This window comes from Achromobacter sp. UBA4530 (genome assembly GCF_002388205.1).
Classification (GTDB): Bacteria; Pseudomonadota; Gammaproteobacteria; order Burkholderiales; family Burkholderiaceae_B; genus Achromobacter; species Achromobacter animicus.
On record NZ_DGMA01000004.1, the window covers coordinates 110,035 to 121,778 of the forward strand.

The 11,744-nt window shown below is 65.6% G+C and carries 12 protein-coding genes; 7 read left to right on the top strand and 5 right to left on the bottom strand.

What is annotated here, in order from left to right; genetic code table 11:
• Nucleotides 1–9 precede the first annotated feature (9 nt).
• Both B2W22_RS02815 and B2W22_RS02820 read right to left on the bottom strand, forming a co-directional pair.
• Complete coding sequence (locus B2W22_RS02815) at nt 10–453, bottom strand: type II 3-dehydroquinate dehydratase (RefSeq protein ID WP_056563405.1); 444 nt, start codon at nt 451–453, stop codon at nt 10–12.
• Nucleotides 454–473: 20 nt separating this feature from the next.
• Entirely contained in the window at nt 474–1,481 is a 1,008-nt protein-coding gene (locus tag B2W22_RS02820; protein ID WP_286936102.1) for a TRAP transporter substrate-binding protein, read from the bottom strand.
• A gap of 127 nt (nt 1,482–1,608) precedes the next feature.
• On the opposite strand from B2W22_RS02820, the gene B2W22_RS02825 reads away from it, so the two are divergent.
• Nucleotides 1,609–2,436, top strand: a complete 828-nt coding sequence (locus B2W22_RS02825) for an IclR family transcriptional regulator (RefSeq protein ID WP_175138015.1) — start codon at nt 1,609–1,611, stop codon at nt 2,434–2,436.
• On the opposite strand, the gene B2W22_RS02830 is transcribed toward B2W22_RS02825, so the two are convergent.
• Entirely contained in the window at nt 2,433–3,266 is an 834-nt protein-coding gene (locus B2W22_RS02830; protein WP_175126182.1) for an IclR family transcriptional regulator, read from the bottom strand. The two genes, B2W22_RS02825 and B2W22_RS02830, sit on opposite strands and share 4 nt — an antisense overlap.
• A gap of 172 nt (nt 3,267–3,438) precedes the next feature.
• Here B2W22_RS02830 and B2W22_RS02835 point away from each other — a divergent pair, with 172 nt between their 5' ends.
• Both B2W22_RS02835 and B2W22_RS02840 read left to right on the top strand, forming a co-directional pair.
• Nucleotides 3,439–4,470, top strand: a complete 1,032-nt coding sequence (locus B2W22_RS02835; protein ID WP_286936103.1) for a TRAP transporter substrate-binding protein — start codon at nt 3,439–3,441, stop codon at nt 4,468–4,470.
• 2 nt (nt 4,471–4,472) lie between these two features.
• Nucleotides 4,473–5,156 carry a hypothetical protein gene (locus B2W22_RS02840; protein ID WP_286936104.1) on the top strand — a complete coding sequence of 228 codons (684 nt, stop codon included), beginning with the start codon at nt 4,473–4,475 and terminating at the stop codon, nt 5,154–5,156.
• 46 nt (nt 5,157–5,202) lie between these two features.
• Here the strand turns inward: B2W22_RS02840 and gudD are convergent, their stop codons facing one another.
• Both gudD and B2W22_RS02850 read right to left on the bottom strand, forming a co-directional pair.
• Complete coding sequence (gene gudD / locus B2W22_RS02845; protein ID WP_286936105.1) at nt 5,203–6,549, bottom strand: glucarate dehydratase; 1,347 nt, start codon at nt 6,547–6,549, stop codon at nt 5,203–5,205.
• Between the two features lie 46 nt (nt 6,550–6,595).
• Entirely contained in the window at nt 6,596–7,567 is a 972-nt protein-coding gene (locus B2W22_RS02850) for a Bug family tripartite tricarboxylate transporter substrate binding protein (protein WP_175126178.1), read from the bottom strand.
• A gap of 215 nt (nt 7,568–7,782) precedes the next feature.
• On the opposite strand from B2W22_RS02850, the gene B2W22_RS02855 reads away from it, so the two are divergent.
• From B2W22_RS02855 to B2W22_RS02870, 4 genes are all read left to right on the top strand, one after another.
• Entirely contained in the window at nt 7,783–8,808 is a 1,026-nt protein-coding gene (locus B2W22_RS02855) for a LacI family DNA-binding transcriptional regulator (protein WP_254594145.1), read from the top strand.
• 197 nt (nt 8,809–9,005) lie between these two features.
• Nucleotides 9,006–9,653, top strand: coding sequence for a DedA family protein (locus tag B2W22_RS02860; RefSeq protein WP_286936106.1), 648 nt, complete (start codon nt 9,006–9,008; stop codon nt 9,651–9,653).
• Between the two features lie 33 nt (nt 9,654–9,686).
• The gene (locus B2W22_RS02865; RefSeq protein ID WP_286936107.1) at nt 9,687–10,688 is read left to right on the top strand and encodes a bestrophin family protein; all 1,002 of its coding nucleotides are present in this window, start codon (nt 9,687–9,689) and stop codon (nt 10,686–10,688) included.
• A gap of 115 nt (nt 10,689–10,803) precedes the next feature.
• Entirely contained in the window at nt 10,804–11,682 is an 879-nt protein-coding gene (locus B2W22_RS02870; protein WP_286936108.1) for an RNA polymerase sigma-70 factor, read from the top strand.
• The last annotated feature ends 62 nt before the right edge of the window (nt 11,683–11,744 follow it).

The following is an 11,744-nucleotide window of genomic DNA, read 5'->3' on the forward strand; positions in this document are numbered from 1 at the left end:
GCGCCGGGCTCATGCCTTGGCGTCCTGCAAAAGCCCGACCAGGCCACGCAACGCCGTCAGGTAGGACTGGGGGCCCAACCCTTGCACCGTGCCGCGCACCGCCGGCGAAATAATTGAATGCGCGCGCCAGGTCTCACGGGCGGCGATGTTCGACATGTGCACCTCCAGCGTGGGAAACGGCATGGCCTTGATGGCATCGTGCAGCGGCACGCCGTGCTGGGTCAGCCCGGCAGGATTCACCAAGGCGCCCTGGGCGGAGTCGATGTTCTCGTGCAGAAAGTCGATCAACGCGCCCTCATGGTTCGATTGCAGCGTCGACAACTGGACGCCCAATTCCGCGGCCAGCGCCGCCAGGCGGTCGTTGATCTCCGCAAGCGTCGTGGTTCCGTAGATGTGCGGCTCGCGGCGGCCGAAAAGGTTGAGGTTGGGGCCGTGCAGGACAAGGATCTTCATGATGGGGATGCCGGTGCGGGTTACTTGCGGATGCGGGCGAGTTCGTCGTTGTAGAGCTTGACGATCGCGGGGTCGTAGCTGCTGGTGAAGTGCTCGATCACCGGCTTGACGACCTGCTGCATGCGGGCCTTTTCGCCCGGTTCGATCGTGTTGAACTGGATGCCCTTCGCCTGCAATTCCGTCACGGCCTTCTGGGCGGCGGCCCGGCTTATCTGGCGCTGGTAGCCGCGTGCTTCATTGGCCGCCTCCTGCAGGATCTTCTGCTCGGCGGGCGACAGCTTGTCCCAGAACTTCTTGCTGACCAGCACGATATTCGCGGCATACACGTGGTTGGTCGCGCTGACGTACTTCTGCACTTCGTAGAACTTGTTGGACAGGATCACCGAATAGGGATTTTCCTGGCCGTCGACCGCCCGCGACTCCAGCGCACCGTACAGCTCCGCAAAGGGCATCGGCACGGGATTGGCCTTGAACGCCTTGAACGTATCGAGGAAGACAGGGTTGGGAATCACGCGGATCTTCAGGCCCGCCAGGTCCTCCGGCTTGCCGATGGCGTGCTTGGAGTTCGTCACGTTGCGAAAGCCCAGATCCCAGAAGCCCAGCGCGACCAGACCTTTTTCGGGCAGCTTGGCTATCAGCGCCTGCCCCAGCGGGCCGTCCAGCAGCGCGTCGGCCTGGCCGAAGTCGGTCACGGAAAACGGCAGATCGATCAGCCCGAACTCTTTGACGATGCCCGCCAGCGACGTGGAAGCCGGCGCGGACATCTCCTGCACGCCCCCCTGCAGCCCGGACTGCTGCTGCATTTCATTGCCGAGCTGCGAGGCGGGAAACTCCTTCACCTTCAGCTTTCCGCCGCTCTTGGCCGCCACCAGTTCCGTAAACTTCTGCACCCCCGCGCTGACGGGGTGATCCGTGTTGTTCAGATGGCCAAAGCGTATCGTGCGTTCCTGGACGTCCTGCGCGGCGGCCGTCATGGCGCTGGCGCACAGGGCCGCCGTCAATGCAATGCGGAAAAGGCTGGTCTTCATCGTTGTCTCCGGTGTTATTTGGAATTTTTTCGATGTCTGGCAAGACTCGGTAGTGGAATGTAATTCCGAGTGGAATAGTTTTCCACCTAGGGTTATCATCCATCACCCCACTACTTGTTGAGATGACATGGCCGGAGTCCTCGAACGCGCGCTCGCCGTCATGGAGTACCTGTCCTCCAGACCCGAAGGCGTGCCCCTCGCTTCACTTGCCCAGCAACTGGAGATTCCGCAGAGCGCCGCGCACCGTCTGCTGACAGACCTTTGCCGCTGCGGCTATGTGCGCCAGATCCGGGATCACGGCGACTACGCGCTGACAGCCCGGGTCGCTTCAATCGGGTTGAGCTATCTTGCGGCGACAGGCATCGTCGACATCGCCCAGCCGCTGGTGGATCGGCTGGCGGACATCTCCGGCGAACTCGTGCGGCTGGCCATCGTGGACAACGAAGAGCGGCTGACCTGGGTTGCGAAGGCGCAGGGCGCGCGTCACGGCCTGCGCTACGACCCGGAGATGGGCTCAGAAGCCAGGCTGTCGTGCAGCGCCTCCGGCCACGCGTGGATGCTGACGATGACCGACGAACGCGCGCTGGACCTGGTTTCGCGCCAGGGTTTCGGTTCGCCGGAGGAATACGGTCCCAATGCCCCCACCACCATCGCCGCGCTGACGAAGATGCTTCAGGCCGGACGCAAGCGCGGCTACGCGATGATCAACGAAGTGTTCGCGCCGGGGATGACCGCGATGGCAGCGCCCGTGCAGCGCAAGGGCGAGGCGGCCATTGGCGTACTGAGCATTGCCGGTCCGGCGATGCGCCTGACCGAAGCGCGGATGGAAGCGCTGGGTCCCGACCTGCTGGCGGCTGCGCAGGAACTGGCGCTGGCCAGCCTGGCATCGCCGATGTTCCGGACGCGCTTCCCGATGCAGGGCCGCAATTCCGGAGACGAGGCGTCCGCGGATTAATCCGCCGCCGGCTCTTCACCCTGCGCGGGGCCGTTTCCCCAGGTGCCCACGCGCGCGGAGCGCAGCAACGGCGAGGCGTCTCCGGCCTGCGCCAGCTCGCTTGCCGCGCGCAGCAGCGCCGGCCCGAATTTCTCCATGGCTTTAACGGTCAAGCGTTGCGATGGACCGGCCACCACCAGAATGCCGGTGCTTTGATGCCCGGGACGCCGGATGGGCGCCGCCATCGCGCTCATGCCGGCCGCGTAGACGTCCTGCAGAATGCTGTAGCCGCGCCGCCGATGCGCGTCCAGGCTGGCCAGCAACGCGCGGATCGACGTGGGGGCATTCGGCCCGAAATCCCGCGGTTTTCCCAGCCCCTGTTCGGTGACGTAGGCAATGGCCTGGTCTTCAGGCAACGTCATCAACCACGCGTGGCCGGCCGCGCTGCACGACAGGCGCAGGTCGATGCCCATGTCCGGGTCGTACAGCAGCCCGGATTTCGCGCCTTGCGCCTTGGCCACCAGCGTCAGGCGTTTGCCGTCGACGATGGCCAGGCGCACGAGTTCACCGGTTGCCGCTGCAAAACGGTCGATGACCGGCTGCGCGATGTCGATCACGCCGGACCGGCTCAGGAAACTCAAACCCATCGACGCCAGCTTGGTCGTCAATGCGTATTCGCCCCGCACCGACGTCTGCCGGACGTAGCCGAACTTCATGAGTTCGTGCAGGGTCCGGTGACATCCGCTGCGCAGTTGGTGCAGGTCGTCCGCAATGTCGGCGAGGTTCGCGCCGTCGGGATGGGCAGCCAGGTATTCAAGCAACGCCAGTGTTTTTTCGATTGCCCCGCTCATCGCGCTCTCCGGGTGACCATCCATGGAATCGTTCAATTTTTGAATTCGATCAAATTTTGAACGGGATTCAAAATTATGCCCTATGCTCGCAGCCGGGTATTCACACGATGGCCCGCCGCCGTAACCGCATCAACCGGACCTTTGCCAACGACAACCGAAGAAGGTGCTTGTGATGAATTCAAATAAAACGTGCTTGCGCATCGCCGTGAATGCCGCAGCGACCATCCTGGCCTGCCTTGCCGTAGCGGGAACCGCCGCCGCACAAGAGATCAAGGCGCGCACGATGAAATTCGCGTTCAGCCTGGCTGCGGACCATCCCCTGGGCCAGGGCGCGCAGAAATTTGCCGATCTGGTCGCGGAGAAAAGCGGCGGCAAGATGAAGGTGTCGATCTACGCCAATGCGGTGCTAGGCGGCGATCCCCAGAATCTGTCGGCCGTTCGCGGCGGCACGCTGGACTTCACCTCGATGGCGACGGGCCTCCTGGCCGGCATCGACAAGCGGTTCATGGTCTTTGACCTTCCGTTCCTGTTCAACGACGCACGCGAGGCGTACGCAGTTTCGGACGGACCCGTTGCCCAGCGCCTCTTGAATGGCCTGTCCGATCACGGCCTGATCGGCCTGGGCATCTGGGACCTGGGCTTTCGCAACATGACCAACAGCAAGCGCCCGATCGCGCAGGCGCAGGACCTGCAAGGCCTGAAGATGCGCGTCATCGCCGCGCCCGTCTACATCGACATGTTCAAGACGCTGGGCGCCAACCCGGTGCCGATGACGTTCGGAGAGGTCTACGGCGCGCTGGAGTCCAAGGCCATCGACGGCCAGGACAATCCGGTGGGCGTGATCCTGTCCGCCAAGTTTGCCGAAGTGCAGAAATACCTGTCGCTGACGCGCCATATCTACACGGGCATGCCGTTCCTGATGAGCCGCAAGACGTGGGACAGCATGTCGGAGGCCGAGCGCAAGATCATCCTGGAAGCGGCCGCCGAGGCCAAGGCGGAAGAACGGCGGATCTCGCAGGCCAAGGAAGCGGTGGCCATCGACGATCTGCGCAAGGTCATGCAGGTCAACACCTTGACGCCTGAAGCGGTCGAGCGCCTGCGCGGCGCAGTCAAACCGGTGGTGGACAAGTTCGCGGGCGAAATCGGACCCGACGTCATGCAGCAGGTTACCGCGGAACTTACCGCGTTGCGGGCCAAAAACTGATCATGGCCATGCTCGGAAAGGCCGCGATCGCAATGTGGTGGGACATTGCGCCGGCGTGGCGCGCGGAGTTCGAAGACTGGCATACCCATGAGCACTTCCCGGAGCGCATGGGCGTTCCCGGGTTTCTGCGCGGCACGCGCTGGACCAGCGCCCAGGGCGGGGAAGGATTCTTCGTGTTGTACGAGCTGGACGCCTACGAAACGCTGGTCTCCCCCGGCTACCTCCAGCGGCTCAACGCGCCCACGCCGTGGTCCACGAAGCTCATGCCGCAGCACCGCAACATGATCCGCAGCCAATGCCGCGTGGTCGAGAGCGTCGGCGGCGGCTTGGCCAGATATGCCCTGACGATTCGCCTGTCCCCCTTGCCAGGGTCGGAGGAAGCGCTGCGTGCGTATCTGAAGGCGCATGCGGCGGCCGCGGCGGCGCAGCCGGGATTGTCCGGCGCGCATCTGATCGTGACGGACACGCCGGCAATGAACGCCACCACGGAACAGAAAATACGCGGCGGAAAAGACCGCGCGGCCGACTGGATCTACATCGTCAATGGTTATGCGATCAACGCGGTGACCGCCTGCGACGGCGACATTCTGAACTCGGCCCAGATGCGCGCGATGACGGGTGGTGGCCCGGCGTGGTCAGACGTCTATTGCCTGTCCCACACACTGGAGCGTGCGGGGGCAAGGTAGTTCCCTGCCCCGCGCCCTGCCTCTTCACCGGTCGGCGCGATGCAGATCAGCGCACCATGCAAGGCCGCTTGTTGTCGAACTTCCACCCAGGCACCAGATACTGCATCGCCGTGGCATCGTCGCGCGCGCCCAGGCCGTGCTGCAGATAAAGCTGATGGGCGCGCTCGATCGCTTCCATGTCCAACTCGATGCCCAGCCCGCCGGTCTGCGGCAGCTCGACATAACCGTTGCGGATCTGGAGCGGGTTGCGGGTCAGGTGCTGGCCGTCCTGCCAGATCCAGTGCGTGTCGATCGCGGTGACGCGGCCCGGCGCGGCGGCGCCCACATGCGTGAACATCGCCAGCGACACGTCGAAGTGATTGTTGGAATGCGAGCCCCACGTCAGGCCGAACGCCTGGCAGGTTTGCGCCACGCGCACCGAGCCCTGCAGGGTCCAGAAATGCGGGTCGGCCAGCGGGATGTCGACCGATTGCAGCGACAGCGCATGCGCCATCTCGCGCCAGTCGGTGGCCACCATGTTGGTGGCGGTCGGCAGGCCGGTGGCGCGGCGGAATTCGGCCATGACTTCGCGGCCGGAAAACACGCCTTCGGCGCCGCACGGGTCTTCCGCATAAGCCATCACGCCATGCAGATCGCGGCACAGGCGCACCGCGTCCTTGAGCAGCCAGCCGCCGTTCGGGTCGAGCGTGACGCGCGCCTCGGGAAAGCGCTCGTGCAAGGCGCGGATGGCTTCGACCTCTTCTTCGCCGCGCAGCACGCCGCCCTTGAGCTTGAAATCCTGGAAGCCGTAGCGTTCGTGAGCAGCCTCGGCCAGCCGGACAATGGCCTCGGGCGTCATCGCCTTTTCGTGCCGCACGCGCAGCCAGCCTTCGGCATCGGGCGCCGTCTGGTAAGGCAACGGCGTTTGTGCGGAGTCGCCCACGTAGAACAGATAGCCCAGCATCTGCACGGACGTGCGTTGCACGCCCTCGCCCAGCAGCGCCGCGACAGGCACGCCCAGGTGCTGGCCCAACAGGTCCAGCAGCGCCGATTCCACCGCCGTCACGGCATGGATCGCCACGCGCAGGTCAAAGGTCTGGGCGCCGCGGCCGGCGCTGTCCAGCCCAGCGAAGGCCTGGCGCATCTGATTCAGCGTGTGCTGATAGTTGCCGATGGAGCTGCCCGCGATCAGGGCGCGTGCGTCCTCCAGCGTGGTGCGGATCTTTTCGCCGCCGGGGACTTCGCCCACGCCGGTGTTGCCCGCGCTGTCGGTCAGGATGACCAGGTTGCGCGTGAAGTAAGGGGCATGAGCGCCGCTCAGGTTGAGCAGCATGGAGTCCTGGCCGGCCACCGGCACGACGCGCATGCCGGTGATCGTGGGCGTCTGGGAGGCTTGGGATGCGTGAAGAGTCATGATTGCTTCTTGAAAAAGCCCGGCCGCCACGGCCGGGCGCGTTGCGTCATTGCACGGAGATGCCGCCGGTCTCGATGACCTGCTTCCAGCGGGCGCTTTCCTGCTGCTGGAATTTCGTGAAGGCTTCGGGCGAGTTGGCGACGACCTCCAGGCCGATGTCGGTGAAGGGCTTGCTGATCGCCGGATCCTTCAGGGCGGCGGTCAGGGCGGCGGACAGCTTGTCGCGCACGTCTGCGGGCAGGTTCTTCGGGGCCACGACGGCCTGCCAGGCGTAGACGTCGACACCCGGCACCGATGCTTCGGCGAACGTGGGCACGTCGGGCAGCACCGGCGAACGCTTGGAACCCGTGACGGCGATGGCCTTGAGCTTACCGGACTTGATGTGCGGCAGCACGGCATTCACGTTCTGAAAGGACATCTCCACCTGATTGCCCAGCAGATCGGAAATGGCCGGTGCGCCGCCCTTGTACGGCACGTGCAGGCCCTTCGTGCCGGTCTTCTGCCAGAAGAGTTCGGCAGTCAGGTGGTCCGACGACCCCGCGCCCGATGTCGCGAAGCTGATCGCGCCCGGCTTTTCCTTCAGCAGCGCCAGCACGTCCTGCACGCTGTTGACCTTGGAGGCGAGCTGCGGGCTGACCACCAGCACGTTGGGGGTCTGCACGGCCACGGTCAGGTACGTGAAGTCCTTGGCCGGATCGTAGGTGATGCCCTTCATCAGGTGCGGCGCCACCACCAGCGGGGCCAGCGACGTGACCATCAGGGTGTAGCCGTCCGGCGCGGCGCGGGCCACCTGCGAGGCGCCGATCGTGCCGGTGGCGCCGGCCTTGTTCTCCACGACGAAGGATTGCTTGAGCTGTTCACCAAGCTTGTTGGCCAGCGCGCGCGCCACCGAATCGGTCGCGCCGCCGGGCGGGAACGGCACGACGACCGTGACGGCCTTGTCGGGCCAGGCGTGCGCCACGCCGGCTGCGGCCATCAGGGTCAAACCAACAATCCACTTGCGCGCGTTGCTCGTCATTACTGTCTCCGGTATAGGTTCTTTTATAAACGTTAACGTTAACATTTTTTTTGTTAACGTTAACATTACGGCCTTTTTAGAATATTTCTTCGTCCTCTCCGGCTACTATCCGGACAAACCCTAACCGCCTCCGGCCCGCAGGACCGGCGTCTGCAGGTAGGCTTGATCCGAGTTTCACGTCCGTTCCTGTTCCCCTTACGATGCGCCCGTCCCGAATGCCGTCCGCCGATTCGCCTTCCCGCTCCCCGGAGCGCGCCAACGTCACCGTGCGCGAGGTGGCGCAGGCGGCCGGGGTGTCCATGATCACCGTGTCGCGCGCCATCAATACGCCGCAGCAGGTTTCCCCGGCCACGCTCGACAAGGTCAATGCCGCGATCCAGGCGCTGGGTTACGTGCCTAACCTGATGGCCGGCAGCCTGCGCCTGTCACGCAGCAACCTGGTCATGGTGCTGGTCCCCTCGATCACAGGCTCGCTTTTCGGCGGCATGCTCACGGCGTTGACGCGGTCGCTCGAGGCCAAGGGCTTCCAGCTCATGGTGGGCCAAAGCGGCTACGACTCACCGCGCGAGGACGCCCTGCTGCGCGCCATCATCGGGCGCCGCCCCGACGGCATCGTGCTGACGGGCGTGATGCATTCGCCGCAAGGCCGGCAATTGCTGAAAGCATCCGGCATCCCCATCGTCGAAACGTGGGACGCGACGGACGCGCCCATCGATATGCTGCTCAGCCTGTCGCATGACGCGATCGGGGCCGCGGTCAGCCACTATCTGCGCGACGCCGGCAAGACGCGGCAGGCGGTGCTTAGCGGCGACGACCACCGCGCCCGGCTGCGCGCCGAAAGCCTGGTCCGCGCCGCCGTCGATTCGGGCCTGCCCGAACCGTTGGTGCACTACATGCCCGCGCCGACGACGCACGCGCAAGGCCGCGAAGGCCTGCGCGCCTTGCAGCGTTCTGGCCAGGGCATCGACGCGGTGTTCTGCAGCTCGGACATGATGGCCGCTGGCGTCCTGACCGAGGCCGCGGCGCAGGGGCTGCAGGTGCCGCGGCAACTGGCCGTGATGGGCTTTGGCGACATGGAGATCGCCGCGTCGATGTCCCCGGCCATCACGTCCGTGCACGTGGATGGGGCCGCCATCGGCGCGCAGGCGGCCGAGATGATCGGCCTGCGCGCGAACGGCCAGCGTCCCGCGCAATCGGTGGTGGAAATCGGCTTTCGAATCGTGACTCGCGACAGCGCATAAATCTGGCCCGCAGCATCCCCGCAGCGCATTGTTGTCGCCCGGGCAACACCGTGCGTCCCTGCGCGGGTCTACCGCGCCGCAAGCGCCACCTCTAGGATCTGTCCTGACCGGCCACGCACCGCGGCGCGGCGATTCCAGGAGATCCCACATGCCCACGTCCGCCATCGCGCCCCACCGCAATACGCAGGGAGCGCCGCATGCTGCCGCATGAATGGATCGCGCAATACGGCGTGCTGGCCGTGTTCCTGAACGTGCTGGGCGCATCGCTCGGCCTGCCGCTTCCCGTCATGCCCACGCTCATCGCCGTGGGCGCCAGCCAGGCGGCGACGGCCGGCGCAGCGGGCCACATCGCCCTGCCGCTGGCCGTCGTGCTGGCAGCTGCGGTGCTGGCGGGCGTGCTGGCGGACCTGCTGTGGTTCCGCGGCGGCCGACGCTACGGGCCGCGCACGCTGCACACCGTGTGCAACCTGTCGCTCTCGCGCGAAGCCTGCATCAGCAGGACCGAGCGCTTCTTCAACCGCTGGGGCGTGCGCCTGTTGATCGTCGCGCGCTTCATGCCCGGTCTGTCGATGGTGGCCGTGCCGCTGTGCGGCGCAAGCGGCACGCGCCTGCGGTCGTTCGTCTGGCACGACTGCGCGGGCCTGGCGTTGTGGGCCGCGGCGGGGCTGGTGCTGGGCGCAGTATTTTCCGCGCGGGTGGAAGCGTTGTTGGCAGCACTGAGCGCGCTGGGCGGCCGCGCGTCGGTCGTAGCCATCGCGGCGGCGGTGCTTTTCCTGGCGTATCGCTATGCCCGGCGCGCGTGGGGCGTGAAAGCGGCGCGCCAGGCCGACCCGACCGCTCCTTGAACGGACGTCTGAAAGCAATCAGGAATCGACATCATGCACCTCGGAAAATCCTATCGCCTGTGCGAATTCGTGGTCTGGACGCGCCGGACCATCTATGGCCTCGCCGCCCTCAGCCTTGTGCCCGTGCTGCTGTACCAGGTGGCGGGCATGAAATGGCTGACGCTACCGCTGTCGGTGGTAACGCTGCTGGGAACGGCAACGACATTCGTCGTGGGCTTCAAGAATGTGCAGACGTACACGCGCACGGTCGAAGCGCAGAAGATCTGGATGGGCATCGTCAGCGCCAGCCGCGCGTGGGGCATGCTGTGCGGCCACTATGCGGGTGACGCCGGGCGCGCCGCGGGGCTGGTCGACCGGCATCTGGCGTGGCTGACGGCCCTGCGTTATCAGCTTCGCGCGCCCCGGGTCTGGGAGTCCATGCAGAACCGGCCGAATGCGGAATACGGCAAGCGCTACGTGATCCCCGAGCGCCGCATGCCGCTTGATTCCGCGCTGGCCCGTTACCTGCCCGAAGCGGAAATCTCAGCCTTGGCGGCGGCAGACAACAAGGCGGTGCAACTGCTGGATGGGCAAGCCCGCGCGGCCAGGCAACTGCTGGAAGACGGCGCGATCACGGCGTCGGAATACGCTGACCTGAACGGGCGACTGCGCGACCTGCTCGACCTGCAAGGGCAGGCCGAACGCATCAAGGATTTTCCGTATCCGCGCCAGTACGCGATCATCAACACGCTTTTCGTGCGCGCGTTCTGCGTGGCGCTGCCTTTTGGCCTGACCGCGCAGTTCGACCTGATCGGCGACGCTGCGGGCGGCTTCATGCAGGGCCAGATGGCGTGGCTGGCCGCGCCCTTCAGCGTCATCATTTCGTGGATCTACACCTCGCTGGAACAGGTGGGCCAGAGCACCGAAAATCCGTTTGAAGGCAATGCCAACGACGTGCCGATCAGCCAGTTGAGCACGATGGTGGAACGGGACCTGAGGCAGATGCGCGGCGCCACGGCGCTGCCGCCGCTGTGCACGAATGACATCGTGCTGTAGCTCTCGCGGCTCAAGATGGGAGGCCGCCATGGACGTCCCGCGCGCTTGTCGCAGGCAGGCCCCTGCGGCAAAATACCTGCCTCCCTCCCCCCTCGTCCCGGCGCTGGCCCCCTCCATGACCGACTCTGTCGCCCTCTTCGACCAGCACCGTTCCCGCCTTTACGCCATCGCCTACCGGATGCTGGGCGCCGTGGCCGAGGCGGAAGACGTGGTGCAGGAAGCCTGGCTGCGCTGGCATGGCGCCGACCGCGCCTGCATCCAGAACCCGGAGGCCTGGCTCGTCACTGCCACGACGCGCCTGTCCATCGACCGCCTGCGCGCCGCCAAGGCCGAGCGCGAAAACTACGTGGGCGTCTGGCTACCCGAACCGATGCTGATGGCCGCGCCGTCGACGCCGGAGCAGATCCACGAGATGGCGGACGACGTTTCGGTGGCGTTTCTGTTCATGCTGGAACGACTGTCGCCGGATGCTCGCGCGGCGTTTCTGATGCGCGATGTGTTCGACGCGGACTACGAAGACATCGCACAAACGCTGGACAAGAACCCCGCCGCCATCCGCCAGATGGTACGGCGGGCGCGGCAGCAACTGCGCCAGGGCGCACCGCGCGAATCGGTGCCACGCGCAACGCTGCAGCGCCTGTTGCAGGCGTTTGCCGACGCGATACAGCGCAGCGATTTCAACGGGCTGCTTGCGTTGCTGAGCGACGACGCCGAACTCATCGGCGACGGCGGCGACAAGGTCACGGCATTTGCCAGCCTGGTCGGCGGCAAGCGACTGGCGCAACTGTTTTATGCGGGCAAGCGCCGGTATCGCGACGCGCTGGACGTCGAGGTGGTGCAGGTGAATGGGCAATGGACTTTGCTGCGTTTCATCGATGGCGAGCTGGAATCCGTGCAGTCTTACGAGACCGACGGCGAGCGGTTGACGCGGGTGCTGGTGCAACGTAATCCGGATAAGCTGGCTCGTATTGCTGCTTCGCTTAAGCGTTCTTGATGTGCTCAGGCCGGCGCGTTGGTGGGGATTCGGGTTCTTAAGACGCCCGGCGCGGCGTGGGC

Excerpts from the sequence above, each read along its gene's own strand:
- B2W22_RS02820 (WP_286936102.1), bottom strand. The coding sequence starts at position 1,481 with ATGAAGACCAGCCTTTTCCGCATTGCATTGACGGCGGCCCTGTGCGCC.
- B2W22_RS02830 (WP_175126182.1), bottom strand. The coding sequence starts at position 3,266 with ATGAGCGGGGCAATCGAAAAAACACTGGCGTTGCTTGAATACCTGGCT.
- B2W22_RS02835 (WP_286936103.1), top strand. The coding sequence starts at position 3,439 with ATGAATTCAAATAAAACGTGCTTGCGCATCGCCGTGAATGCCGCAGCG.
- B2W22_RS02865 (WP_286936107.1), top strand. The coding sequence starts at position 9,687 with ATGCACCTCGGAAAATCCTATCGCCTGTGCGAATTCGTGGTCTGGACG.
- B2W22_RS02860 (WP_286936106.1), top strand. The coding sequence starts at position 9,006 with ATGCTGCCGCATGAATGGATCGCGCAATACGGCGTGCTGGCCGTGTTC.
- B2W22_RS02825 (WP_175138015.1), top strand. The coding sequence starts at position 1,609 with ATGGCCGGAGTCCTCGAACGCGCGCTCGCCGTCATGGAGTACCTGTCC.
- B2W22_RS02855 (WP_254594145.1), top strand. The coding sequence starts at position 7,783 with ATGCCGTCCGCCGATTCGCCTTCCCGCTCCCCGGAGCGCGCCAACGTC.
- B2W22_RS02850 (WP_175126178.1), bottom strand. The coding sequence starts at position 7,567 with ATGACGAGCAACGCGCGCAAGTGGATTGTTGGTTTGACCCTGATGGCC.
- B2W22_RS02840 (WP_286936104.1), top strand. The coding sequence starts at position 4,473 with ATGGCCATGCTCGGAAAGGCCGCGATCGCAATGTGGTGGGACATTGCG.
- B2W22_RS02815 (WP_056563405.1), bottom strand. The coding sequence starts at position 453 with ATGAAGATCCTTGTCCTGCACGGCCCCAACCTCAACCTTTTCGGCCGC.
- gudD (WP_286936105.1), bottom strand. The coding sequence starts at position 6,549 with ATGACTCTTCACGCATCCCAAGCCTCCCAGACGCCCACGATCACCGGC.
- B2W22_RS02870 (WP_286936108.1), top strand. The coding sequence starts at position 10,804 with ATGACCGACTCTGTCGCCCTCTTCGACCAGCACCGTTCCCGCCTTTAC.